27 protein-coding genes and 1 pseudogene are annotated in these 24,708 nt (G+C 62.9%); 21 read left to right on the top strand and 7 right to left on the bottom strand.

Annotated elements, in window-relative coordinates:
* Window positions 1-4: 4 nt before the first annotated feature.
* From L6639_RS27985 to L6639_RS27960, 6 genes are read left to right on the top strand one after another with little or no spacing between them, the layout of a single operon-like run.
* Window positions 5-832, top strand: coding sequence for a carbohydrate ABC transporter permease (locus L6639_RS27985; RefSeq protein ID WP_237864846.1), 828 nt, complete (start codon window positions 5-7; stop codon window positions 830-832).
* 7 nt (window positions 833-839) lie between these two features.
* Window positions 840-1,844 (top strand): zinc-dependent alcohol dehydrogenase family protein, encoded by a 1,005-nt coding sequence (locus L6639_RS27980; protein WP_237864845.1) that lies wholly within the window; start codon window positions 840-842, stop codon window positions 1,842-1,844.
* Window positions 1,845-1,850: 6 nt separating this feature from the next.
* Window positions 1,851-2,924: an ABC transporter ATP-binding protein gene (locus L6639_RS27975; protein ID WP_237864844.1), complete on the top strand. Its 1,074-nt coding sequence runs from the start codon at window positions 1,851-1,853 to the stop codon at window positions 2,922-2,924.
* The gene (locus L6639_RS27970) at window positions 2,921-3,871 is read left to right on the top strand and encodes a sugar kinase (protein WP_237864843.1); all 951 of its coding nucleotides are present in this window, start codon (window positions 2,921-2,923) and stop codon (window positions 3,869-3,871) included. Before L6639_RS27975 ends, L6639_RS27970 begins: the two co-directional genes overlap by 4 nt.
* Window positions 3,868-4,905 carry a tagatose 1,6-diphosphate aldolase gene (locus L6639_RS27965; RefSeq protein WP_237864842.1) on the top strand — a complete coding sequence of 346 codons (1,038 nt, stop codon included), beginning with the start codon at window positions 3,868-3,870 and terminating at the stop codon, window positions 4,903-4,905. Before L6639_RS27970 ends, L6639_RS27965 begins: the two co-directional genes overlap by 4 nt.
* A 39-nt stretch (window positions 4,906-4,944) precedes the next feature.
* Window positions 4,945-6,069, top strand: coding sequence for a mandelate racemase/muconate lactonizing enzyme family protein (locus tag L6639_RS27960; protein ID WP_237864841.1), 1,125 nt, complete (start codon window positions 4,945-4,947; stop codon window positions 6,067-6,069).
* A 44-nt stretch (window positions 6,070-6,113) separates the two neighbouring features.
* Here the strand turns inward: L6639_RS27960 and L6639_RS27955 are convergent, their stop codons facing one another.
* The 4 genes from L6639_RS27955 to L6639_RS27940 form a co-directional block, all read right to left on the bottom strand.
* A complete protein-coding gene (locus L6639_RS27955; RefSeq protein ID WP_237864840.1) occupies window positions 6,114-7,472 on the bottom strand; it encodes a tyrosine-type recombinase/integrase in 1,359 nt (452 codons plus the stop codon).
* Between the two features lie 570 nt (window positions 7,473-8,042).
* On the bottom strand, window positions 8,043-9,122 hold the full coding sequence (locus L6639_RS27950; protein ID WP_237864839.1) for a YeeE/YedE family protein: 1,080 nt from the start codon (window positions 9,120-9,122) through the stop codon (window positions 8,043-8,045).
* 75 nt (window positions 9,123-9,197) lie between these two features.
* Entirely contained in the window at window positions 9,198-9,548 is a 351-nt protein-coding gene (locus L6639_RS27945) for an ArsR/SmtB family transcription factor (RefSeq protein WP_237864838.1), read from the bottom strand.
* 36 nt (window positions 9,549-9,584) lie between these two features.
* Window positions 9,585-9,956, bottom strand: a complete 372-nt coding sequence (locus L6639_RS27940; RefSeq protein WP_237864837.1) for a thioredoxin domain-containing protein — start codon at window positions 9,954-9,956, stop codon at window positions 9,585-9,587.
* A gap of 75 nt (window positions 9,957-10,031) precedes the next feature.
* On the opposite strand from L6639_RS27940, the gene L6639_RS27935 reads away from it, so the two are divergent.
* Window positions 10,032-10,763 carry a cytochrome c biogenesis CcdA family protein gene (locus L6639_RS27935; protein ID WP_237864836.1) on the top strand — a complete coding sequence of 244 codons (732 nt, stop codon included), beginning with the start codon at window positions 10,032-10,034 and terminating at the stop codon, window positions 10,761-10,763.
* Between the two features lie 3 nt (window positions 10,764-10,766).
* Here the strand turns inward: L6639_RS27935 and L6639_RS27930 are convergent, their stop codons facing one another.
* Window positions 10,767-11,483, bottom strand: coding sequence for a hypothetical protein (locus L6639_RS27930; protein WP_237864835.1), 717 nt, complete (start codon window positions 11,481-11,483; stop codon window positions 10,767-10,769).
* Between the two features lie 47 nt (window positions 11,484-11,530).
* Here L6639_RS27930 and L6639_RS27925 point away from each other — a divergent pair, with 47 nt between their 5' ends.
* The 14 genes and pseudogenes from L6639_RS27925 to L6639_RS27860 all read left to right on the top strand — a co-directional run bounded on the left by L6639_RS27925 (window position 11,531) and on the right by L6639_RS27860 (window position 22,282).
* Window positions 11,531-12,151: a SoxW family protein gene (locus tag L6639_RS27925; RefSeq protein WP_237864928.1), complete on the top strand. Its 621-nt coding sequence runs from the start codon at window positions 11,531-11,533 to the stop codon at window positions 12,149-12,151.
* Window positions 12,152-12,279: 128 nt separating this feature from the next.
* Window positions 12,280-12,735, top strand: a complete 456-nt coding sequence (gene soxX / locus L6639_RS27920; protein ID WP_237864834.1) for a sulfur oxidation c-type cytochrome SoxX — start codon at window positions 12,280-12,282, stop codon at window positions 12,733-12,735.
* A gap of 18 nt (window positions 12,736-12,753) precedes the next feature.
* A complete protein-coding gene (soxY, locus tag L6639_RS27915) occupies window positions 12,754-13,206 on the top strand; it encodes a thiosulfate oxidation carrier protein SoxY (RefSeq protein WP_237864833.1) in 453 nt (150 codons plus the stop codon).
* Between the two features lie 18 nt (window positions 13,207-13,224).
* A complete protein-coding gene (soxZ, locus tag L6639_RS27910) occupies window positions 13,225-13,551 on the top strand; it encodes a thiosulfate oxidation carrier complex protein SoxZ (protein ID WP_237864832.1) in 327 nt (108 codons plus the stop codon).
* A gap of 28 nt (window positions 13,552-13,579) precedes the next feature.
* The gene (gene soxA, locus L6639_RS27905) at window positions 13,580-14,401 is read left to right on the top strand and encodes a sulfur oxidation c-type cytochrome SoxA (RefSeq protein ID WP_237864831.1); all 822 of its coding nucleotides are present in this window, start codon (window positions 13,580-13,582) and stop codon (window positions 14,399-14,401) included.
* A 27-nt stretch (window positions 14,402-14,428) separates the two neighbouring features.
* Window positions 14,429-16,120: a thiosulfohydrolase SoxB gene (soxB, locus tag L6639_RS27900; RefSeq protein WP_237864830.1), complete on the top strand. Its 1,692-nt coding sequence runs from the start codon at window positions 14,429-14,431 to the stop codon at window positions 16,118-16,120.
* A gap of 6 nt (window positions 16,121-16,126) precedes the next feature.
* The gene (soxC, locus tag L6639_RS27895) at window positions 16,127-17,398 is read left to right on the top strand and encodes a sulfite dehydrogenase (RefSeq protein WP_237864829.1); all 1,272 of its coding nucleotides are present in this window, start codon (window positions 16,127-16,129) and stop codon (window positions 17,396-17,398) included.
* Window positions 17,382-18,074 carry a c-type cytochrome gene (locus tag L6639_RS27890; RefSeq protein ID WP_237864828.1) on the top strand — a complete coding sequence of 231 codons (693 nt, stop codon included), beginning with the start codon at window positions 17,382-17,384 and terminating at the stop codon, window positions 18,072-18,074. Before soxC ends, L6639_RS27890 begins: the two co-directional genes overlap by 17 nt.
* On the top strand, window positions 18,071-18,535 hold the full coding sequence (locus tag L6639_RS27885) for a DsrE family protein (protein WP_237864827.1): 465 nt from the start codon (window positions 18,071-18,073) through the stop codon (window positions 18,533-18,535). The genes L6639_RS27890 and L6639_RS27885 overlap by 4 nt, the downstream gene beginning before the upstream one ends.
* A gap of 15 nt (window positions 18,536-18,550) precedes the next feature.
* A pseudogene (locus tag L6639_RS27880) lies at window positions 18,551-19,375 on the top strand (serine aminopeptidase domain-containing protein); the annotation flags it as partial.
* A gap of 90 nt (window positions 19,376-19,465) precedes the next feature.
* Window positions 19,466-19,909, top strand: a complete 444-nt coding sequence (locus L6639_RS27875; protein ID WP_237864927.1) for a DsrE family protein — start codon at window positions 19,466-19,468, stop codon at window positions 19,907-19,909.
* Between the two features lie 87 nt (window positions 19,910-19,996).
* Window positions 19,997-21,082 carry a YeeE/YedE family protein gene (locus L6639_RS27870; protein WP_237864826.1) on the top strand — a complete coding sequence of 362 codons (1,086 nt, stop codon included), beginning with the start codon at window positions 19,997-19,999 and terminating at the stop codon, window positions 21,080-21,082.
* Between the two features lie 84 nt (window positions 21,083-21,166).
* On the top strand, window positions 21,167-21,718 hold the full coding sequence (locus L6639_RS27865; protein ID WP_237864825.1) for a YeeE/YedE thiosulfate transporter family protein: 552 nt from the start codon (window positions 21,167-21,169) through the stop codon (window positions 21,716-21,718).
* Between the two features lie 12 nt (window positions 21,719-21,730).
* On the top strand, window positions 21,731-22,282 hold the full coding sequence (locus L6639_RS27860; protein WP_338076559.1) for a YeeE/YedE thiosulfate transporter family protein: 552 nt from the start codon (window positions 21,731-21,733) through the stop codon (window positions 22,280-22,282).
* 2 nt (window positions 22,283-22,284) lie between these two features.
* Here L6639_RS27860 and L6639_RS27855 read toward each other — a convergent pair whose 3' ends face one another.
* Together L6639_RS27855 and L6639_RS27850 are read right to left on the bottom strand one after the other, a co-directional pair.
* Window positions 22,285-22,602, bottom strand: coding sequence for an ArsR/SmtB family transcription factor (locus L6639_RS27855; RefSeq protein ID WP_237864823.1), 318 nt, complete (start codon window positions 22,600-22,602; stop codon window positions 22,285-22,287).
* 850 nt (window positions 22,603-23,452) lie between these two features.
* Complete coding sequence (locus L6639_RS27850) at window positions 23,453-24,436, bottom strand: zinc-dependent alcohol dehydrogenase family protein (protein WP_237864926.1); 984 nt, start codon at window positions 24,434-24,436, stop codon at window positions 23,453-23,455.
* Between the last annotated feature and the right edge of the window lie 272 nt (window positions 24,437-24,708).

Genomic DNA, 24,708 nt, shown 5'->3' with positions numbered 1-24,708 from the left:
TGTCATGAACGATGCCGCCAACACCGACCGCTGGATTCGCTGGCTCAATACGCTGCAGCTCGTGATCGCTGGCGTGTTGATCATGGCGCCAACGGTGTGGATGGTGCTGTCCTCGTTCAAGCCGTCTTTCGAGGTGACAGCCTATCCGCCGACGCTGGTGTTCTCGCCGACGCTCGACAATTATGTCGAGCTGACCAGGACGACGCCGTTCCTGAGCTACGCGCTCAACAGCCTCATCGTCACCGTCGGTTCGACCGCGCTCGGGTTGCTGTTTGGAATCCCCGCCGCGTTCGCCGTCTCCTGGACGCGGATCTCGTGGCCGGCGATCCTGACACTGGCGGCGCGCATGGCGCCCGGCACGCTGTTCCTGCTGCCCTGGTACGTTATGTTCCGGCAGATCGGCATGATCGGCTCCTACACCGCGCTGATTCTCAGCCATGCCGTGATCACGCTGCCGATTGTGATCTGGGTTCTGCTGCCGTCTTTCGACGGCATCCCGCGCAGCGTGTTCGAGGCCGCCCAGGTCGACGGCTGCAGCGTCACGCGCATCCTCTGGCGCATCGCGCTGCCGCTGGTGGCATCCGGCGTCGCTGTCTCGGCGATCCTCGCCTTCGTATTCTCGTGGAACTACTTCCTGTTTGCGCTGGTGCTCTCCAATGGCGACACCAAGACTCTGATCGCGGCGGCCTTCAACTTCATCGGCGAAGGCTCGACGCAATGGGGCGCACTCATGGCTGCAGCGACGCTGATCGCGTTGCCGCCGCTGGTGCTGGCCGCCCTGGTTCAGCGCTGGCTGGTGTCGGGGCTGACGCTCGGCGCGGTGAAAGGCTAGGTAATTGATGAACATATCATCCCGTCCGAATTCGGTCATGCAGGCCGCGGTCTTCCACGGCAGTGATCGCATCACCATCGAGCGCGTGGCGATGCCTGATGTCGGTGCCGGCGAAGTCCTGGTCCGTGTCTCCCGCACGGCGCTGTGCGGCTCCGACTTCAAGCTCTGGCACAAGGGCGCCGAGTTCACCGCCGGCCACGAGATCTTCGGCGTCGTCGAGCAGCCGGGCCATCGCCTGCATGGCCGTCGCTGCGCCGTCTATATCCCGCTGCATTGCGGTCACTGCGCCGCCTGCAAGCGCGGTGATACCCAGATGTGCCTCGAAGTCTCCAGCCTGATCGGCTGGAACAGGCCGGGCGGCTATGCCGAATATGTACCGGTGCCGGAGAACTGCCTGCTGCCGGTGCCCGATGACATCGAGGACAGCCTCGCCCCGCTGCTGCTCGACACGATCGGTACGTCAGGCCATGCCGTGCGCTTCGTCAGCCGGGTGGTGTCGGCGAGCGAGGCTGGACCTGTTCTCGTGATGGGCGCGGGGCCCGTCGGCCTCGGGGTCGTGCTGGCGCTCCGCGCGCTCGGCTACGACGATATCTACGTCGCCGATCCCAATGCGGCGCGTCTGAAGATCGCGCAATCCTTCGGCGCGAAGGCGCATCCCGTCGGTGACACCTCGAAGCGCTTCGCCCTCATCATGGAGTGCTCGGGCGCGCACGCAGCGCGCAACCTCGGCATCGAGCTCGTGCTGCCGCGCGGCGCGCTGGTGCTGGTCGGCGAGAACGCCGCGCCCTGGACCATCGAGGAAGGCAAGGTCTTCCGCCGCAAGGACTTCTATATGATCCGGACCTTCTACTTCCCGGTCTCGGATTTCGAGCCGAATGTCGAGCTGCTGCGTAGGTACAAGGACGAATACCGCGTCCTCGTTGACGGCGAGTTCGGCCTCTCGGCTCTGCCTGAAAATTTCGCCCGCTTCGCCAAGGGCGAGCTGATCAAGCCTGTGCTGGCGCTGGACTGAGCGATCATGGCCTCGATCTCGATCCGCAACCTCACCAAACGCTACGGCAATTTCACCGTGATCCCCGACCTCAACCTGGAGATCGCGGACCACGAATTCGTCGTGTTCGTCGGCCCGTCTGGCTGCGGCAAGTCAACCTTGCTGCGGATCATCGCCGGCCTCGAGCCGATCTCATCGGGCGACCTCTATATCGGCGACAAGCGCGTCAACGGCGTGCAGGCCGCGCACCGCGATATCGCCATGGTGTTCCAGGATTACGCGCTGTATCCGCACATGAGCGTCTACGACAACATGTCGTTTGCCCTGGAGTTGCGGGGAACGCCGAAGAGCGAGATCGACACGCGCGTGAAGCGCGCGGCCGCCCTGTTGCACATCGAGCCCTATCTCAATCGCAAGCCGAAGGAACTCTCCGGCGGGCAGCGCCAGCGCGTCGCCATGGGCCGCGCCATCGTGCGCAATCCCAAGGCCTTCCTGTTCGACGAGCCGCTCTCCAATCTCGACGCCAAGTTGCGCGGGCAGGTGCGCGCCGAGATCAAGGCGTTGTCGCAGGAGCTGAAAACCACTATGGTCTTCGTTACCCACGACCAGATCGAGGCCATGACCATGGCCGACCGCATCGTGGTGCTCCAGAGCGGCACGATCCAGCAATACGACACGCCCGAGACGGTCTATGAGCGGCCGGCCAATCAGTTCGTCGCCGGCTTCATCGGCTCGCCCGCGATGAACTTCTTCCCGGTCGAATGGCGTCAGGAGCGCGCAGTTCTCTCGGAAGGTGGAGCGTTGGTGCCGTTGGAAGGCGAGCCGGCGGCCCGGCTGAGCAAGTCCGGCAGCGCCGTGCTCGGCATCCGCCCTGAGCATTTCGCCGTCGCGGCCGATGGAGCCGATGGCATTGCCGTCACCATCAAGCTGGTCGAGCCGCTCGGGTCCGACACGCTGATCCATTTCGACCTCGCCGGCGGCTCGTCCATCGCGCGGGTCGATCCGGCGCTACGGCCGAAGGTCGGCGATCGCATCAATCTGCGGCCACAGCCGGGCAAGACGCATCTGTTTGACCCGGCAAGCGGAGAGGTCCTGCGGTGAGTGCGTCAGCGAAGATCGGAGATCTCGCGAACGTCGCATCCGGCGCGAAGCCCGTGCATGTGATCTGCCTCGGACTATCCGCGCTCGATCAGGTCTGGCGCGTTGATCGGCCGTTCGCAGGCGGTAGCGAGAAGATCAAGGCCGTCGCGTACGGCACACTCGGCGGCGGTATGGCCGCCAATGCGAGCGTGGCCGTGGCCAAGCTTGGCGCCTCCGTCGCGTTCTGGGGCCGGGCAGGGAACGATGCCGCCGGCCATGAGATGAAATCGGCCTTTACCGCTGAAGGCGTCGATGTCGAGAACTTCCGGCTGTTTCCCGATGGACGTTCCTCCGTCTCCGGGATCATCGTCGATAGCTCAGGCGAGCGGCAGATCGTCAATTTCCGCGGTCTATTCCCTGAAGCCGCAGACTGGCTTCCGCTCGACGCCGTCGCGCGCGCATCCGCCGTGCTGGCCGATCCGCGCTGGGTCGAGGGCGCCGCGACGCTGTTCCGCGAAGCGCGCTCGCGCGGAATCCCGACCGTGCTCGACGGCGACATGGCTGACCCCGAGGTGTTCGAGCGGCTGCTGCCGCTGACCGATCACGCCATCTTCTCCGAGCCCGCGCTCACCGCCTTCGCCGGTTCGGCCAAGGACGAGTCTCTCGCAGCGCTTGCGCGCTTCGGCTGCCGCGTCATTGCGGTGACGCGCGGCGAGGGTGGCGTCAGCTGGTACCAGAACGACGAACTACAACGGCAGGCAGCCTTTAGCGTCGACGTCGTCGACACCACCGGCGCAGGCGACGTCTTCCACGGCGCCTATGCGCTGGCGATCGGCGCCGGTCTCGACGTGCGCGCCGCTATGAATTTTTCGGCGGCAACGGCCGCCATGAAATGCCGCCATGCCGGCGGCCGCAATGGAATCCCCACCATCAACGAGTGTCTTGTATTCATGAGGACGAAACCATGAGAACGATTGGAAAGAACCGCGGCCTGGCACGGCTCGCTGACGCGGATGGCCGCTTTCGCATGGTCGCGCTGGATCAGCGGCCGCCATTGTTCGATGCCATCGCCAAGGCAAAGGGCATCACGCGGGACCAGGTCGAATATTCCGATGTGACTGCGGCCAAGCGCCTGCTGGTCGAAAACCTCGCGCCGCATTGCAGTTCGATGCTATTCGACCCGAATTTTGCGGTACCCGCCGCGATCGATCTGTTGCCGCCGCGCTGCGGCCTGATCATGACTCTCGAAGAGCACCGCGTCGAGGAGACCGCCGGCGGCCGCAAGTCGCGCGCCATCACCAACTGGAGCGTCGACAAGATCCGCGCCATGGGCGGCGACGCCGTCAAGGTGCTGGCGTGGTACCGGCCCGATGCCGATGCCGCGGTGAACGAGCACCAGAAGAAGTTCGTGCGCGAGATCGGGGAGGACTGCGCCCGTCACGACATTCCCTATGTGCTGGAACTGCTGGTCTATCCGTTCCTCGGCAGCGCCAATCACACTGCAGACTACGTGGAATCGCCCGGCAAGCTTCCGGCCCTCGTTATCGACAGCGTGCGCGAATTTGCCAAGCCCGAGTACAATGTCGATCTGCTCAAGCTGGAGAGCCCGCTGGCGGCCAACAGCCTGCCGGCCCGTGACGGCGGCGCAGAAGCCAAGGCCGCGCAAAAGGAGTTCGATGCGATCGGCGACATCTGCCGCGCACGCAATATTCCCTGGGTGCTGCTATCCGGCGGCGCTGCGCCCGAGAAGTTCGAGCGCGTGCTGGACTATTCCTATGCCGCTGGCGCAAGCGGCTTCCTCGCCGGCCGCACCATCTGGCTCGACGCCGTCCTCAAAAACTTCCCGGACCGTGCGGCGGTCGCGGCCAGCCTGCGCAAGGATGGTCTCAATGTGCTCGACCGGCTTAGCGAGCTGACCACGGCCAAGGGCTCCCAGTGGAAGGCGCGCTATCCTGGCTTCACCGACATCAAGCAGGAAGGTGACTTCGCGCGCGCCTACTGAGATGATAGCGGTGCTGCGTGCTCTCGCAGGATCTGCAACATGACTGACAGCTTCACCATCCGCTCGATGGAGGCGTTCTGCTATCGTTACCCGCTGGCAACGCCCATCGTGACGTCGTTCGGGAAGATGCTGAATCGTCCCGCCGTCTTCGTTCGTGTCGTCGACGAAGACGGCGTGGAGGGATGGGGTGAAGCCTGGTCCAACTTCCCGGCACCGGGCGCGGAGCATCGTGCCCGGCTGGTCAACGAGGTGCTTGCGCCCGGCCTCGTCGGTCGCAAGTTCGAAGATCCCGCTCGGGCCTTCGAGGCCATGAGTAAAGGTACCGAAGTCCTTGCACTTCAATGTGGCGAGCCCGGACCATTCGCGCAGGCAATCTCGGGCATTGATCTCGCACTGTGGGATCTTTTCGCGCGGCGTCGGAATCTGCCGCTGTGGCGATTGCTCGGCGGCCAGTCGAGCAAGATCAAGGTCTATGCCAGCGGCATCAATCCCGGCGGCGCCGCGCAGACGGCTGAAGCGGCGCTTAAGCGCGGCCATCGTGCGTTGAAGCTGAAGGTCGGCTTTGGCGCCGAAACCGACATTGCGAACCTCTCGGCGCTGCGAACCATCGTCGGTGCCGGCATGCTCGCGACCGATGCCAATCAGGGCTGGTCGGTGGATCAGGCGCTGGAGATGCTGCCGCGGCTCTCCGAGTTCGATCTACACTGGCTGGAGGAGCCGATCCGCGCCGACCGGCCGCGCGAGGAGTGGCGCAAGCTGCGCGCGAACGCAAATATGCCGATCGCCGCGGGCGAGAACATTTCCAGTGTCGAAGATTTCGCGGCGGCTCTCGGGGACGATGTGCTCGGCGTGATTCAGCCCGACATCGCAAAATGGGGCGGGCTTACCGTCTGTGTAGAACTCGCCCGCCAGATCCTGGGGGTAGGCAAGACGTTCTGTCCGCACTATCTCGGTGGAGGCATCGGCCTGCTTGCGTCTGCACATCTCCTTGCCGCTGTCGGCGGTGATGGCTGGCTGGAGGTCGATACCAATGATAATCCGTTGCGCGATTTGTTTTGTGGCCCGGTTGCCGATGTGAGGGAGGGCACGATTGAATTGAACCAAAATCTCGGGCTTGGAATAGTGCCTGATCTCTCCGCTATCGAGTGCTATCGCAGCATCTAGGCCAGAAGATGAGGCTCCAGAGTTTCCGGCGGCCAAATCGAAGGTCATGCGGCCTGCCGAATTCTTTCTTGCTGCTCGCCCAGAGTGTTTGGCTCCAACCGGAATTGGGGTACGGCTCTTCGGCTAGCTCCGCGGCCAAGCCAATTGATCAGGGCTTCCTGTTCGGTGAGCGAATTACCAAGTGCGGAAAACACGACGGTACTGATAACTTGTTGTTGACTGCGCAGGTGGTCTTCAACCAGCTTGTGTCGAGTGACATAGCCTGCGTTCACACCAGGGATAGAATGGTTCATGAGGAGCTTAGCATCGAATTCGGAAACGCCGGCAGCGGTGGCAATCGTCCGAAATGTCTGACGAAGGTCATTGCCCCATTTTGACAAAACATCTCGACCCTCCTTTGTTTCCGCTAAGTGTCCTGAGGCGCTCTCAGCTGGGAACAACCATTTTTGCGCCTGAGACGAATGCATTTGCCTGCCGAAACGAAGCACCCGGATGAGACTCAGGATCATTTCCCGAGACAACGGGATGTCGAACGCTCGCTTGCTGCCTCCCTTGGGCTTTGGGATGTGGAGAGTCCGCCGTCGAAAATTGACGTGTTCGGGCTTGGCCTGCTGCAATGCGGTAGGCCTAGACCCACACACCAGCGTGAAGAGATGGAATTCACGCCGGATTGGATTATCTAGGCTGGCCAGTTCGAGAAACCATTCTTTCAAATCGCCGGTGCCCATACCAGTATTCCTGCGCTCCTCCTGATTCCAATCGACAGCATCTGCGGGATTGTCACGCGGCAGCGATCGATTGGTCTTACGCGCATGATTGTAAATGGCCCGCAGCGTCCGCATGCTGCCATTTGCCATGTAGGGACCGTTCTCCTTGGTAAGTTGATCATGCTTTTCGGCGACGCGAGCGGGATCATTCGCGAGATCCAGTAATGGCGTGTCCAGCCATTCCGAAAAGAGACGTTCAACATGATCGCGATACCCGCTTATCGTTTTCTCGCTGCGGCCTTTTCGGATCAAGTGGGCTTCCAGATAGCGTTGCCAAGCCTGCTTCAGGGTAGCAACCGCTACAGCACCATTCCCATCGGTCTCAGCCTGTTGGGCCTTTCCGTCTTGCCTCGCTTTCGGGTGCTGTCCTTTGCTGATCTGAGCAAGATATTCCTTGGCAATCGTGCGGGCCGCCCGGGTCGTCAACTCGCTGGCATCTCCAATGGCCACTCTGATGGATGAGGCCCGCTTTCCTCGTTGCCTAAGATCACCTTGAACAGTGAAGGTCCTTTTTCGCTTCCCCACGACCACGAAGAAACCTTTCAACTCAGTGTCGCGAGCGAGATACCAGCCGTCTTCAGGAGCCGGTAGCTGAGCGATGGCCTTGTCGCTGAGAGCAATGCGAATGTCGGTCATGAGGGCGGGCGTGAACTGCTAAAACGGTTTTCAAACGGTTTTGGCGAGCCGAGGTGTTTGAAGGTCTGGGTTCGCTCAACTGCGAAGCTATGCGCCAAGTCCCTATAAATTAAAGTCCTTCTTGGACGTCGTCGTAGTGTGGCGCAGATTCAGAAATCGCGGAGAGGCGCCGGTTTTGAACTCTTAATCAGCGGGTCCCAGGTTCGAGCCCTGGTGCGCCCACCATTGGAAACCCCTTAATTTCCAAGCCCTTCGCAGAGAGATCGCCGCGAACAAGAATGGTCTCGCGCGGCGATTTTCTGAGGGCGGACGCGGCCAGTTCGTTGTTCGGCTTTCCTTTCGTATCTGTACCTTTCCGCATTCGATATAGTGCGCGGATCTTATGGGACAGATCGATTACGTGTCCGTCGTAAAATAGGACATTGGGGCGAGTAAAGCGGACAGTCTGCGCTGCTCCGTCCTTCGCGAGGTATCTGTAGCCGGACTATGCCCGGGCCAGTTGGTCGCGCCGCTGCACGAGCCAAAGCACGACGACGGCGGCCTCAGAAGCGGGGGCTGTCTCCAACTCGTCTAGGTCGATGCGCCGAACAGCCTCCGGAAGGCTGGCAGCCATTCGCCCGTCATCGTGAACTCGAGCCCAAGGTACGCGCCGCAGGCGATGGCCAGCATCGCTATCGGAGCCGATACGGCGAGCGTCGAGAATGCGCTCAGGCCCTGACCGATGGTGCAGCCCATCGACATGATGCCGCCGACGCCCATCAGGAGCGCGCCGATCATGTGACGCTTCAATTCGCGGGCGTCGTCGCAGGCTTCCCAGCGAAAGCCGCGCGCGAATATCGCGGCGGCAAACGAGCCTGTGACCACGCCGGCCACAGAACCGATCCCGAAGTTCAGCCGCGCGCCTGAGAACGTGGCGATGTAGAGGATGGTGTCGCCGAGTGGGGCCACGAAGGTGAGGGAAGAGACCCGCACGGGATCGAACTCGTCGTCCGCAAGCCATCCGGTCGCAAACCAGCCGAATGCGATCGCGGCGCCGACGGCCAGACCGGAGGCCAGCAGTCGTGGTGACCGAATCAGCCTGCCGTCCGCAAGCGCCCAAAAGGCGAGCGCGGTGGCAATTGTCACGACGAGAATCGCGCGTGCCGTGCTGCCTGCGCCGAGCAGCGATGTCAGAGTCTGGTTGCGCCCCTCTGCAAGCTGCAGGGAAAGTGGCTCGATCAATGCCACGCGCAGCATGCCGGTAATGCCGCGCATGGTCGCGAGCGCAGACAGGCCGAGCACGAGAAAGACCACGATGGCGCGCAGATCGCCACCGCCGACGCGTACCAGGGTGCCGAAGCCGCAAGTGCCGACCAGTGCCATGCCGACGCCGAACATCAGCCCGCCGATGATCACGCCGCCAAGCCCGATCGATGCCGTGAGATAGATCGACCGCGACAGGTCAACGATGCCGAAAGCTGCGAGCGCCTGCGTCAACAGCAGCGCCACCGCCGCAGCGAGCGCAAAGGATCTCAGGCGACGGTAATCCGATCCGAAGAACGCATCCTCAAGCATCGCGAGCGTGCAGAAACGGCCCGCTCTGCCGGCAATACCGAGGACGGCACCGGCGGCAAACCCGCATGCGAACGCTATGGTCGAGGGATTGAGCATTCCTCCCGCAAGATGTTTGTTCTGCCTCTTTGGGCAGTTTGCGCCGGAGGGTTGCGAAAATCCAGCGCGGAAAATTTACCGGCGGCGGCGGCGTACCGGCTCGCAGAACACATCATAGACGGCGGTGAGAATCTTGCGGACGTCCTCGTTGGCGAGGCTGTAATAGATCGTCTTGCCGTCGCGGCGAGTCGTCACCAGGCGGTCGAGTCTGAGCCGCGCGAGCTGCTGGGAAACGGTCGACTGCCGCTCGCCGAGGAACTGCTCGAGTTCGGTTACGGACTTTTCGCTCTCAGCGAGGATGCAAAGCAGCAACAAACGGGACTCGTGCGACAGCGCCTTCAGCATGTCGCTCGCCTCGCGCGCCTTCTCGATCATCTGCTCGAGCTCGGCAGAGCCCTCGATCTCCTTCAGCTTTGGCAACGGCATTACGTCAAAGTCCTCTGAGAAAAATCCAAAGAGCGGTCACGACTTGGCTGGCTCCAGTACTGTACTAGACAGGATCCGGTCCAAGAGGCCAAAAAAGAATGCATCCGCGGGATAGCCGCGAATGCGCCCGATCTCACGGCCTTCTTTTACCACGACGAAGGTCGGCGTGAAGATGCCGGGATCGATTCCGGCGAGGTCCGGGGGCAGGGGACTGTTCAGGTCGACCCGGCGCAGCGGCGCGACCTGGCTTTCCTCGGTCTTGGCATAGATTGGCGCGATCTCGGCATTGAAGCGCGCACACCACACGCAGCCGGCACGCTCGAACATAATGAGCTCAGCCGCGCGCGATTCCGTCGCGGACAGCGCGAGCGCGATGGCAACTGCGAGCGAGGCGATGATTCGGTTCATTCTAGGCAACAGGCCTCTGGACTTCCTGAGCGCTTTATATCATTAAATTCGTATATGTGCTAGGGATGAGACGCCATGACTTTGGACGTCACGCTGGGGGCAGCCTTCGTCGCGGGCCTATTGTCGTTTTTGTCGCCCTGTATCCTGCCCCTGATGCCACCCTTCCTGTGCTACATGGCCGGCGTCTCGGTTACGGATCTGTCCGGCGACACCCCGAATCTGCGGCCACGCGTCCTGATTTCTGCACTAGCTTTCGTGGCGGGCTTTTCGCTGGTCTTCGTCGCCCTCGGCTCGACCGCATCGCTCGCCGGACGCTTCATCTCGGCGCATCTGTCGACGCTCGGCATCATCGCCGGCGGCCTGATCATCGTGATGGGCCTGCATTTTCTCGGGATGTTCAGGATTCCCTTGCTCTATCGCAGCGCGACCGTGCAGGTCGACAACCGGCCAGCCGGCGTGGCGGGGGCTTTCGTCATGGGGGTGGCGTTCGCGTTCGGCTGGACACCCTGCGCCGGCCCCATCCTCGCTGCCGTCCTGCTGATGGCAGGCTCGGAGGAGACGACGGGACGGGGGGCGCTCCTGCTGCTCGCCTATTCAGTTGGGACCGGTATTCCGTTCCTGATCGCGGCTGCCTTCACCAGCAAGTTCATTGTCGTGCTTGGCCGTGCCCGCCGGCATCTCGGCCTGGTCGAGAAGGCGATGGGTGCCTTCCTGGTCGTGACCGGCCTGATGTTCCTGACCGGGCTGATGCCAGCGGTCTCGGAGTGGCTGCTGGAGCGATTCCCCAGCCTCACCAGCATCGGCTAAGTCTCAACCAAAGCGAAAATCGAGCAATTGAGCGTAGGACTGCAGCTCGATCAGGTAACGATGCACGAGCGGGCCGTCGCCGGCCATTGCCGCGTGCGCAATCGCACCGCTGCTCGCGATCGCGCCATCGATCAGGCGGCGGAACTCGCTTGTCTTCGCGATCTCCGCGCTCGCCCACTCGTTGCAGCGCTGCAGGCGATCGCGAAATGCTCCCCCGGCGGCAACGGTGTCCTCGGCGTTCGCCGGTGCAGGTTGCTCGCCGTACCGCATGGCCGCGACCCGCAGCTTCTCCATCGCCGGCGCGATCTCGAAGACGCAGTCGCCGAGATCGTAGAGGCCCGCATGAAGCCTGAGCTCATGAAGTGACTGACGAAGCGCAAGCAGCTCGCGGCCGGCAGCGACGGTGTCTCCACTGTCGAGCGCACGCGTTGCTACCGTGAGGTGTTCGCGACCGCGGTCGAGAAAGTCCGACGACGCGGCCGGCGCATAGACGAGGGGGATGGATGTATTCGGCTCGAGCCGCTTCCACGCGGCTACTGCCTCGTCGGTTTCCATCTGCGCCAGCGCGACGTTACCGGTGCGCGCATAGCTCGCGGCGGTGCGCAGGTTGGCCATGATCGGTGCCATCGCCGATACGAAATCCGCGGATTTTGCCGCGTCCGCGCCCAGGGCGAGCGCGTCCGAAGCCAGCCATGCCAGCAGGACGATGATGCAGCGCATGATCGGAAATCCTTGTTATATTCGTGTATTCGAATATCATAATGAAAATGACCGATGCGCAAGATCTCTCAGAGCACGAATCCCCGATCTCGCTTCGCGCAGCCACGCGGCGCGGCTTCCTCGCCCTGGCGTCCGGCGCCGCCCTTGCCGTGGGTCGTGGCGTGGCCGCAGCAGAGCCAGCGCTCGGGGAAGATGGACTCTATCATGAACCCTGGTTCCTGCAGAGCTTCCTCGATCTGCGCGAGGATCTCGACAGCGCCGCCGCCAGCGGAAAGCGCTTCGCCATCATGTGGGAGCTGCGCGGCTGTCCCTACTGCCGCGAGACACATTTGGTGAACTTCGCGGACGCTGACATCACCAGATACATCCACAACAATTTCGAAGTCTTGCAGCTCAATCTGATTGGCTCCCGCAAGGTTACGGATTTCGATCGCCAGGAATTGTCCGAGAAGGAGCTCGCACAGAAATACGGGATCAGGTTCACCCCGACCTTCCAGTTCTTTCCACCGTCATCCGACGCCATCGAAGCGAAAGAAGCGATGGCGCGGGAAGTGGCGCGGGCGCCCGGCTATCTCAAGCCGCCGCACTTCCTTTCGATGTTTCGTTTCGTGCGAGAGCGGGCCTATGAGCGCGGCTCGTTCCGGGATTTCCTCGCTGCAAACGGTTAGCTGATCGCGTCTTGCGAATTTCGCTTGACCTTGCCTTTTATATAAACATATCATAATACATGAATTTGATGGACTGTGAGTTCATCGCAATCAAGAGCGGGCGTCACCCCGCTGTAAGGGTAGGGAACATGCGGCGCTCGCTTGTGGCTGCGTTTGCACTGTGTCTGTCGGCCGGAGGCGCTCTTGCCCAGCAGCACGCCGCGGCGCCGATCAAGCTCGACGTCGTCAATGACTCGCTTCCGAAGTCGTTGACTGACACGCCCGGCAATGCCGAGGCCGGCAAGAAGGTGTTTCTGACGCGCACGCTCGGCAACTGCCTGGCCTGCCATCAGGTCACCAGCCTGAGATCCGAGGAATTCCACGGCGAGTTCGGTCCGTCGCTCGATGGCGTGGCCGGCCGCTACAGCGAGGCGCAACTGCGCCTCATCGTTGCCGACCCCAAGCGCATCTTCACTGACACGGTCATGCCCGCGTTCTTCAAGAATGACGGCTTGAGTCGCGTGCGCCCGGAATTCGTCGGCAAGTCCATTCTGACGCCCGCGCAAGTCGAGGACGTCGTTGCTTTTCTCAAGACGCTGAACTGACGGCGAGGAGGACCAGGAATGAAGGCCATCAATCGACGGCAGGCTTTTGCGCTCGGGGGCGGCTTCGTCATGCTGACCCTGATGCCCATGGCGGCCGATGCCGAAGTGACGAACGACGCGGCCAAGTGGATCGAGAAGTTCACGGGCGGCAAGCAGCCCGCAAAGGGCAAGATCTCGCTCGACCTGCCGGAGATCGCGGAGAACGGCAACACTGTGCCGCTGTCGATCAACATCGAGAGCCCGATGACGGCGGACTCCTACGTCACGGACGTCATGATCATTGCGGACGGCAACCCGAACGCGGGTGTCGCAACGCTGTCCTTCACGCCGCTGTCGGGCAAGGCGGAAGCCTCGATCCGCATCCGGCTCGCGACCACGCAAAACGTGGTTGCGATCGCGAAGATGAGCGACGGCTCGCTGTTCACGGAACAGAAGACCGTCAAGGTCACCATCGGCGGCTGCGGCGGCTAAGGGCTGAGGAGAGAAAAGATGGCAGACAAACCGCGCATCAAGCTTCCCAAGGAAGCCGCCAAGGGTGAGGTCATCCAGATCAAGACCCTGGTCTCGCATGTCATGGAATCGGGCCAGCGCAAGGACGCGCAGGGCAAGACCATTCCGCGCAAGATCATCAACAAGTTCGCCTGCGAGTTCAACGGCAAGCCGGTGTTTTCTTGCGCGCTGGAGCCGGCGATCTCGGCCAATCCCTACATCCAGTTCGACGCCAAGGTGGATGAGGCCGGAACGTTCAAGTTCTCCTGGACTGACGACGACGGCACGGTGATCACGGCCGAAGAGAAGATCGCGCTCAAGGCATGATGCGCATCGCGCATTGAGGGAGGCTCGGATGGCGCCACGATATGTTGGGATAGCCGCTGCGATCGTGGCCGCCGCATCGATCGCGACGGTCGCCTTCGCAGAGGAGGCCGAGCGCAAGGGCATCCCGGCGCCGCCCGGCCACGTCTTCAAGACAATCATCTCGGGCTACGAGTTCCGCAGCAAGGAGACTCGTGCGCTGCAGGACGACGATCTCGAAAATCCGGGTTTCCTCGCTGTGGAGCGCGCGGCGGACGTCTGGAAGAAGGTCGAAGGGAGCGAGGGCAAGTCCTGCATGAGCTGTCACGGCGAGGCCGAGACCAGCATGAAGGGCGTCGGTGCCGCCATGCCGAAATGGGACGACAAGCTGAAGAAGCCGGTCAATCTCGAGCAGCGCATCAACATCTGCCGCACCGAGCACATGAAGGCGGAGCCCTGGAGGTTCAAGTCCCAGGAACTGACGGACATGACCACCTTCGTGCGCTACCAGTCCCACGGCATGCCCGTGACGGTAAAGACCGATGGTCCGATGTCGCCCTGGTTCGAGCGCGGCAAGCAGATCTACTACACGCGTTACGGCCAGCTCGATCTCGCCTGCGAGTCCTGTCACGAGCGCAACAACGGCAAGTTCATGCGCGCCGATTTTCTGAGCCAGGGCCAGACCAACGGCTTTCCGACCTACCGGCTGCGCGACCAGCGCCTGGTGCCGCTGCATGAGCGTTTCGAAGGCTGCATGTTCGACGTGCGCGCCGAGCCGTTCAAGCCGCTGTCGGACGAATTCCTTGCGCTTGAGCTCTATGTCGCCTGGCGCGGCATCGGATTGCCGGTCGAGACGCCGTCGGTGCGCAATTGAAACGATGAGCATGCAGGAGCATTGCGCATGATCTCTCGCCGCGAGTTCATTCAGGTTGCCGCCGCGACGGCCGCCCTTTCGGCCGGTGTGGGCTCGGGCCTGACCCGGGCGGTCGCGCAGCAGCGTCTGACCGAGAAGGAGTTGCTGGCCTTCGAGCCGCTCGGCAACGTCACGCTGGTGCATGTGACCGACATTCACGGCCAGCTCATGCCGCTCTATTTCCGCGAGCCCTCGACCAATCTCGGCGTCGGCGAGGCCAAGGGCCTTCCGCCGCACGTCACCGGCAAGGAGTTTCTTGCGCGCTTCGGCATCGCGCCCGGTTCGTCCGCGGCCTACGCCCTGACGTCGGAGGATTTCGAGGCGCTCGCCAAGAGCTATGGCCGGATCGGCGGCCTCGATCGCGCCGCAACGGTGATCAAGGCGATCCGCGCCGAGCGCGGCGACAAGGTCGCGCTGCTCGACGGCGGCGATACCTGGCAGGGCTCGTGGTCCTCGCTGAGGACGCGCGGCCAAGACATGATCGACTGCATGGCGCTGCTCAAGCCCGACGCGATGACCGGTCACTGGGAATTCACCTACGGCACCGAGCGCGTCAAGCAGGCGATCGAAAGCCTCGGCTTCCCGTTCCTCGGCCTTAACATCCGCGACACCGAATGGAACGAGGCGGCGTTCGACGCCTCGACCATGATCGAGCGCGGCGGCGTCAAGATCGCGGTGCTGGGCCAGGCGTTCCCCTATACGCCCGTTGCCAATCCGCGCTGGATGATTCCGAACTGGTCGTTCGGCGTCCGTGAAGAGGACGTGCAAGCGCAGGTCGACAAGGCGCGCAAGGATGGCGCGCAGCTCGTCGTGCTGCTGTCGCACAATGGCTTCGACGTCGACCGCAAGCTTGCGAGCCGCGTCAAGGGCATCGACGTCATCCTGACCGGACACACCCATGACGCGCTGCCCGAGGCGGTCAAGGTCGGCAAGACGCTGCTGATCGCGTCGGGCTCGTCCGGCAAGTTCGTGTCGCGGCTCGACCTCGACGTCCGCGATGGCGAGGTGAAGGCGTTCCGTTACAAGCTCATCCCGCTGTTTTCCGACGTCATCGCGGCGGACGCCGAGATGGCCGCCAAGATCGCCGAGGTGCGCAAGCCCTTTGCGGCCGCGTTGTCCAAGGTCCTCGGCAAGACAGACTCGCTGCTCTACCGCCGCGGCAATTTCAACGGCACGTTCGACGACCTGATCTGCCAGGCGTTGATGCAGGAGCGCGACGCCGAGATCGCGCTGTCGCCGGGCTTCCGCTGGGGCACCAGCGTGCTGCCGGGGCAGGACATCACCTTCGAGGACGTCACCAATGCGACCGCGATCACCTATCCGGCCGTCTACCGCATGGGCATGACGGGTTCGCGGTTGAAGGAGATCATCGAGGACGTCGCCGACAATCTCTTCAACGTCGATCCCTATTACCAGCAGGGCGGCGACATGGTGCGGATCGGCGGGCTGTCTTACGCGATCGATGTCACGAAGCCGCAAGGTAGTCGCATCTCGGACATGCAGATGGCCAAGACCGGCGCGCCGATCGACCCGAACAGGGAATACCAGGTCGCCGGCTGGGCCAGCGTCAACGAAGGAACCGAGGGACCGCCGATCTGGGAGGTCGTGGCCAATTATCTGACCCGACAGAAGACGGTTCGCCTCGAGCCCAATAGAGCCGTCAAAGTCACCGGAGCGTAAGAAGCGATGTCGAAGATGGACAGTCCCCGGCAATCCCGACGCAACTTTCTGGCCGCTGGTGCCGGCGTTGCCGCATCGGTGCTCGCCAAGCCGGCTTTCGCCGGCGGCGGGAATCCGGCGAACCAGCCGCCCAATGTTCCCGAATGGAGCAAGTCGCTCGGCGAGGGCGTCGCCGTGCGCCCCTACGGCAAGCCATCGAAGTTCGAGAAGGAGGTCATCCGGCGCGATGTGGAATGGCTGACGGCCTCCCGCGAGTCCTCGGTCAGCTTCACGCCGCTGCACGAGCTCGAAGGCATCATCACGCCAAACGGCCTCTGCTTCGAGCGGCATCATGGCGGCATCGCCGAGATCGATCCGGCCGATCATCGCCTGATGATCCACGGGCTGGTGGAGCGGCCGCTAATCTTGACGCTGGACGAGCTGAAGCGCTATCCGCGCGTCAACCGCATCCACTTCATGGAGTGCGCGGCGAATTCCGGCATGGAGTGGCGCGGCGCGCAGCTCAATGGCTGCCAGTTCACCCATGGCATGATCCATTGCGTGCAGTACACCGGCGTGTCGTTGCGCACGTTGCTCGAAGAAGCCGGCGTCAAGACGAACGGCAAGTGGCTGCTGGTCGAAGGCGCCGATGCGGCCGCGATGGATCGCAGCCTGCCGATCGAGAAGGCGCTCGACGACTGCATCATCGCCTACAAGATGAATGGCGAGGCGCTTTATCCCGAGCAGGGCTATCCGATGCGGCTCGTGGTGCCGGGCTGGCAAGGCAATCTCTGGGTCAAGTGGCTGCGTCGCATCAAGGTCGGCGACCAGCCCTGGCACACCCGCGAGGAAACGTCGAAATACACGGACCTGCTGCCGAATGGCAAGGCGCGCCGCTTCACGTGGTCGATGGACGCCAAGTCTGTCATCACGAGCCCGAGCCCTCAGGCGCCGATCAAGCACGGCAAGGGCTATACCATCGTCTCGGGGCTCGCCTGGAGCGGCAACGGCAAGGTCAAGCGCGTGGACGTGTCGCTCGATGGGGGCCGCAACTGGTGGCCGGCACGGATCGATGGCCCGGTGCTTGATAAGGCGCTGACCCGATTCTACTACGAGTTCGACTGGAACGGCGAGCCGCTGCTGCTGCAATCGCGCGTGCAGGACGAGACCGGCTATGTGCAGCCGAGCAAGGCCGAGCTGCGCAAGATCCGCGGCGTCAACTCCATCTATCACAACAATGGCATCCAGACCTGGCATGTGCAGGCCAATGGTGAGGTCGAGAATGTCGAAGTCGCCTAATTTCATCGCAGCCGCGCTGCTCGCCTGCGCGCTGGTCGCACCGGCGCTCGCGCAACAGAAGGCAGACGCCAAGGGCGGTCCGCGCTATCACATCGGCCGCGCGCCGACCGCGGACGAGGTCCGCGGCTGGGATATCGACGTGCGGCCCGACGGCCAGGGCCTGCCGGAAGGCAAGGGCACCGTCGCGCAGGGCGAGAAGCTGTTCATGGACAATTGCTCGACCTGCCATGGCGAGTTTGGCGAGGGCAACGGCCGCTGGCCGGTGCTGGCGGGCGGCAAGGGCTCGCTGACGTCAGACAATCCGGTCAAGACGGTCGGCTCCTACTGGCCCTACGCCTCGACCGTGTTCGATTATGTCCGTCACGCCATGCCCTACGGCAATGCGGAGTCGTTCTCGGTCGACGAATATTATGCGCTGGTCGCCTACGTCCTCTATCTGAACGACGTCATCACCGACCAGAATTTCGAGCTGAACAACAAGAATCTTGCCACGATCAGGATGCCGAACGAGCAGGGCTTTGTGATGGACGACCGCGCCGCCACCGAGAAGTCGTTCTGGCAGAAGGACCCCTGCATGAAGGATTGCATCGCGCCGGTGAAGATCACTGCGCGCGCGGCCGCGATCGACGTGACGCCTGAGGACAGCAAGGACAAGAAGTCGCGGGGCGTGGAATGAACCGCAGGCAGGCGAGCCGCCGCGGATTGCTTCGCGGGCTGGTCGCCGCCGCTTTCATCGTGACGGGTTTCGCCGCCCCGTCGCGGGCGGCGGAGCCGCACAGGCTCGCGCTGCAGATCAGTGACGACGATCCGGTCAAGATGCGCGCCGTCCTCGATGTTGCGGCCAACGTCTCGCGGCATTATTCGGGAGAGGGCGGGGACGTCGAGATCGTGGTGATCGCCTTCAATGGCGGCCTCGACATGCTGCTCGAGGACCGCTCGCCGGTGAAGGAGCGTCTGGTGAACTTCCTGAAGTCGATGCCCAATGTGAGCTTCATCGCCTGCGGCAATACGCTCGAGACGCTGGCGGCGAAGGAAGGCAGGAGACCGCCTCTGATCGATGGCGTCAGCGTCACTCAGGTCGGGGTTGCCGCGCTGATGGATCTTGCGGAAAAGAACTGGACGATTGTCCGTCCCTGAGGGAGAGAGCGGCCGATGCGATGGTTGATGGGACTGGCCGTCTTGCTCCTTTTTGCGCAGCCTGTTGGCGCGACCGAGCAGGAACTCGAACTGTCGGTTAACGGCCGCACGACCTTGGCGACTCTGCGTGCGCCTACTCTGATGGGGCAAGACACACCGCTCGTTGTGATGACCCACGGTACGCTCGCGCACAAAGATATGGAGGTCATTCAGGGCGTCGCCAGGGCGCTCGAGCAGCGCGGCATCGCGTCGCTCGCCCATACGCTTTCGCTCGGGCTCGACCATCGTAAAGGCATGTACGACTGCGCCGTGCGACACGACTATGTCACCGATGATGCGGTTAGCGAAATCGGCGCCTGGGTTGCAAAAGCCAAGAGCATGTCCCGGTTCGTGTTCACGTTTGGTCATTCGCGCGGCGGCAACCAGGTGGCGCGTTATCTGGCGGCGAGCGAAAGCTCGGCCGCTGCGGGTGCGGTGCTGCTGGCGCCGGCGACCGCGAAAGTCGAGGTCGATTTGCGCGCCGCCTACGCCCAGACCTATGGCAAGCCGCTCGAACCGCTGCTCGAGAAGGCAATCAAGGCCGTCGCGGCGGGGCGCGGTGGAGAATGGATGGACGCGCCGGGCTTCATCTATTGCCGCAACGCCGTGGTGACGGCGCGGGCCTTTAAATCCTTCTACAGCCCTGATGCCGGGGAGGACACGGCGGCGCTGGTGGCGCGGACGAAGTTGCCGGTGCTGGTGCTCGCGGCAACCAAGGATACGGTCGTGCCCGATGTGGCTGTGTCCTTCGCACCGCTTGCCGATTCGAGCGGCGGCAGGGTGCAACTCGACAGGATTGAAGGCGCCGATCATTTCTTTCGCGACCTGTTCGCTGAAGACGTGGCCGATCGCATCGCGGAATTCATCAAGCAGATCACGATAGGAGGGACCATGCGGCGTCGATCCATGCTTCGCGTAAGCCTAGCCGGACTATTTGGTGTTCTCGCCGTGCGCGAGGCGGCTGCTGCGACGGAGGCACCGGTGCGGCAGCGCGTCGTCTATCACCTCGCCGATTCCGATCGTGTCGTCTTCGTTCTCGGCAATCTCCAGAACCATGTTGACGGCGTCGGCGGGCCTGGCAAGGCCGACATCAGGCTGGTTGTGCACGGGCCGGCGCTGCGTGCCTTCCACGCGCTCGCCGCCGATGACCACACCGTTGCGATGATGAAGAAGCTCATTGACGCAGGCGTCGGCTTCGATGCCTGCGCCAACACCATGAAGGCGCAGGGCGTCAAGCTCGACGACCTCACGCCTGGCTTCGTGGTGGCCGAGAAGGGTGGCGTGGTGCGGCTCGCCGAACTGCAGCAGCAAGGATACGCCTATCTGCGGCCATGAGTGATGCGCGAGCCTTGATTTGGCTCATATGGCGGGGCCAAGGCGTGCGGTAAACTGGCAAGTGTTAAAGGGAATACCGAGACGGCCGTGCTGACCACACTCATCGATTTCATGGGGGAAGAGCGGCTGTCATGGCTGGGTGGCCTCCTGGTCGGTGGCCTGTTCGGGTTCTTCGCCCAGCGCAGCCGCTTCTGCCTGCGCGCGGCGGCAGTCGAATTCTCTCGCGGCGAGGGTGGGCCGCGCCTTGCAGTGTGGCTCTTGACCTTCGGCGCCGCGCTGGTCGGTACCCAGGCGCTGGTCGCGCTCCGCTTGCTTGACGTGTCTGAGGCGCGCCAGCTCGCGCAGCAGGGCAGCATCTCCGGCGCGCTTCTGGGCGGCGTGATGTTCGGCTGCGGCATGATCCTCGCCCGCGGCTGCGCCAGTCGGCTGCTCGTGCTCTCGGCCAACGGCAATCTCCGGGCCCTGCTGTCGGGCCTGGTGTTCGCGGTCACCGCGCAGGCTTCCTATCGCGGCCTGCTGTTGCCGGCCCGCGAGTGGGTGACCAATCTGTGGCTGGTCGATGGCGGGCCCTCGCGTGACATCATGGCGGTGTTCGGCGGCGGCACGCCCGAGAAGCTCGCTTTCGGCGGACTATGGCTGCTCGCGGGGCTCGCCTTTGCGTTTCGCAGTCATCTGCAGCGCCGGCTGATCCTCGCCGCGCTGGCCACGGGCGTGGCGGTGGTCGCCGGCTGGTTCTTCACTTATCAGCTCTCACAGGCCTCCTTCGCGCCGGTGACGTTGAAGAGCCTCACCTTCAGCGGGCCATCGGCCGAATTGCTGATGCTGGTGCTGAATAGCTCGCAATTGCGGCTCGGCTTCGATCTCGGCATCATTCCCGGTGTCTTTCTCGGCTCGTTCATCGCCGCGGCCAGCGCGAGTGAACTGAAGCTCGAGGGGTTTTCGGACGGGCTCGGCATGCGCCGCTATCTGCTCGGAGCGGTGCTGATGGGGTTCGGCGCGATGCTCGCCGGCGGCTGCGCGGTCGGCGCCGGTGTGACCGGGGCCTCAGTGTTCGCGCTCACCGCTTGGCTCGTGCTCGGTGGCATGTGGCTGGGGGCAGGGCTCACAGATCTCTTCGTCGACCGCGCCGACATGCCGCAACCGCAGCAAGCGATGGGTTCGCCAGGCGCCTAGTCTTTTAGAATTTACTAAATTATATTTTTTGAATATGATTTCCCCGATGCGGGCCGGTCGCGCCGCTTATCCAGGGAAACGCACATGACCACCATCACGGAAAGCTACGTTCGCGAAGCGCCGCGCACCGCACGGATCGACTGGTCGCCCTATCTCGTCGGCGCGGGAATCGGGTTGTTGAGCTGGATTGCCTTTGCGGTGTTCGGCGACCCGCTCGGCGTCACCACCGCCTATTCCCGCGTTGCCTCGCTGTTCGCCCTCCCGGTGATCGGGCCGGAGGCTGTGGCGCAGAATTCCTACTGGAAGAGCATGCCGCTGAAGTGGGACTACGGCGTCTGGTTCCTCGTCGGCATTCCCGCGGGCGCGTTCATCGCGGCTGTTATGTCGGGGACATGGCGGCTCGAGCTGGTGCCGGAGGTCTGGAAGGAGCGGTTCGGGCCGTCGATCGCCAAGCGCTTCGTCGGCGCATTCCTCGGCGGCATCGTCATCATGTATGGCGCACGGCTTGCTGGCGGCTGTACCAGTGGACACGGGATCTCCGGTGGATTGCAACTCGCGGTGTCGAGCTGGCTGTTCCTTGCGGTGATGTTCGCCACTGGACTCGGCATTTCCGCACTCATGTTCCGCAAGCGCTAGGGAGAAATGGAGATGGCTGCGATGATGACAATTCTGGGTCCGCTGCTGATGGGCGCGGCGTTCGGCTTTCTGCTCCAGCGCGGCAAAGTGACGAACTGCAACGTGATCGAGAACCAGTTCCGCCTGCGCGACTTCACCGTGCTCAAGGTGATGGGCACCGCGATCGTGGTCGGCGGGCTCGGCGTGCTGCTGCTCGTCGATACCGGCAACACCAAATACTACGTCAAGGATGCCAACATGCTCGCGGTCGCGCTCGGCGCCGCGTTGTTCGGTGTCGGTATGGTCGTCTACGGCTATTGTCCGGGAACGGCGCTCGGCGCCATCGCCACCGGCAGCGTCCATGCCTTGGTTGGCGCTCTCGGCATGGTCGCCGGCGCCATCCTCTACGCGCTGAGCTTCGACTGGCTGAAGGCCCATGTCCTCAACGTGTGGGCGTTGGGCAAGGTTCGCCTTCCGGACGTCACGAACATTCCGGATGTCGCGTGGTTCGCAGCGCTTGCGGTCGGCGCCGGATTGTTCTTCTGGTGGGTTGAATCCGCCGAAGCGAAGCAGAAGCGCGGCTAGCTTCAGCGCTTGCGCGAGGTGCAGAACAGACGGTGCAGGGTTGAGAACAGCTCTTCGACCCGCCGGTCGGCGATGCGGTACCAAATGACCTGGCCATCGCGCCGGGCGGCGACCACGCCTTCCGCCTTCAGCTTGGCCATGTGCTGCGATAGCGCCGAGGCGGATAGGCCGACCTCCTCGGCGAGAGTGCCGGCGCTGGCCTCGCCATACTCGACCAGCTTGCAGACGATCAGCAGCCGATGCTCGCTCGCGAGCATGCGCATCAGGGCGGCCACCTCCTTGGCCTGCCGTTCCAGCGCGCGCGTGTCGGCCTTGCTCATGTTCGCTCTGCCTATCTGTAGTCGTCAATAGCATCCGTGCGCGGGCTGTCAAACGCGTGGGCCGGCTCGCACCAGCGATGCGGGTGCGTTCCGACCGGACTTTGGCGCGAGAAGCCTCGTTCCCGTCGAGCTACCATTACGCCGGTTTGGGCAATCCTCCGTAGTGGTATTGATTGCCGGACTGCCGCAAAGGGGGGCTTGGATCGCGAAGTGGGCTGGCACACTGAACGCGGACGAATGCTCCGACGTCTCGCTCCATCAGCTATGGCGGTGCGGCACTTTGATCGTGCGATAAAGCCCATCGTCGGTCGGATAGGTCCATGGGTGCGACGGTCAAGTCATTAATTGTTTTCAACAGGTGGCTATCTCTTAATCAGCGGGTCCCAGGTTCGAGCCCTGGTGCGCCCACCATTTCAAAAGCATTCTTCTTCAATAAGTAACGGGAAGAGCTGCCGAGAACAAAATGGGTCTCGGGCGACGTTTTCACGTCGAGGAGGTTTGGGGCCAGATTGCCGTGCGACTTTCCTTTCGTTTCCGTACCTTCACCCCTGCGATACGGTGCGTAGATCCGGTGGTACAGGCCAATCGCGTACCCGTCGCCGAATAGGATATCGGGGCGAACAAAATGGATGATCTGTTCTCCCCATCGCCGCAGGATTCGGTTTGCTGCAGAACCGGAATCGAATTGTTCGCGTCGGGGATTCCATTCGCTGCCCGCTCCAGGTCGTCAGGACCACCTTTGAATACAGCGAACGACCGTTCTCTCTGACGGATAGAGGAGTTTTTGGCCGCGCATTCCGGTCAAGCTGATTGGGCGGCCTGCGATGTGGCCAGAAACCGACGGCTACGATTATGGGCGCAACACGGCGGCACCAATAAGCTTGCCGTCTCTTAGGCAGGCGAGCGCTTCGTTGGCTTTGGTGAGCGGGAACACTGTCGTATGTGTGTGAATCTCGGCGTTCGCCGCCGCGGCGAGGAAATCGATGCCATCTTGTCGCGTGAGATTTGTTACCGATATGACCTGCCGCTCGCCCCAAAGGATACTGTAGGGAAAGGCGGGAATGTCGGACATGTGAATGCCGGCGCAAATGACGCGACCACCCTTTCTCACCGCACGCAGCGCAAGCGGCACCAATTTGCCGACCGGCGCGTATATAATGGCGGCATCCAGCTCGATCGGCGGTCTTTCCTCGGACGCGCCCGCCCAAGCCGCGCCAAGCGAAAGCGCGAGCTGCTGCGCGTCTCGATCGCCGCTGCGGGTGAAGGCGTAAATCGACCGCCCCTGGGCTCGCGCAACCTGCGCCACGATATGGCCAGCCGCTCCGAAGCCATAAATGCCCAATGTTTTCCCCTCGCCGGCCATCACCAGAGACCGCCAGCCGATCAGGCCAGCGCAAAGCAGCGGCGCGATGGCAGCATCATCGCCGTGTTCGTCGAGCGGAAAGCAATATCGGGCATCGGCGACCAAGTGGCTTGCAAAGCCGCCATCGCGCGTGTAGCCGGTGAATCTTGGGTGATCGCAGAGGTTTTCCTTATCTGCGCGGCAGTAGAAGCAATCACCGCAGGTGTATCCAAGCCAGGGAACGCCGACACGCATTCCCGGCACCAGATCCGTAACGCCTTCTCCCATTGCGTCGACGCGGCCGACGACCTCGTGGCCCGGGATAATTGGATAGCGAAGATCGGGAAGGTCACCGTCGACGACGTGCAGATCAGTACGGCAAACACCACAGGCGCCGACCTTGACGCGGACTTCGCCCGGACCAGGTGTGGGGTCCGGTCGTTGTTGGAGCGTTAGCGGCCCGCCGCGCTTGGATAGGACCATTGCATACATGTCGTCATCCTGACCTTGGGGGGTGCCGGGGCGTTCATTCATACAATTCTCACGGGTCCATCATTGCTCGGTTTGATGTCGATCAAATTGATGGATGAGCAATGGTCCCAAACTGAACATTGGAGATTAGCAGGCGCGCTGCAACTCCAACTGTGATCGTTGCCGCCGCCTTGTTGAGCGGCGCCAGTCCGAGTTCAGTGGCAGTCGTGCGTTTGGCTCGTTTTCATTCGTTCGACCGGTTAGCGGGACATATGGGCGACGGTCGACGGCAC

Origin of the sequence: Bradyrhizobium zhengyangense (genome assembly GCF_022012555.1) — a bacterium.
Taxonomy (GTDB): Bacteria; Pseudomonadota; Alphaproteobacteria; order Rhizobiales; family Xanthobacteraceae; genus Bradyrhizobium; species Bradyrhizobium zhengyangense.
This window is presented reverse-complemented; position numbering and strand designations above follow the sequence as displayed.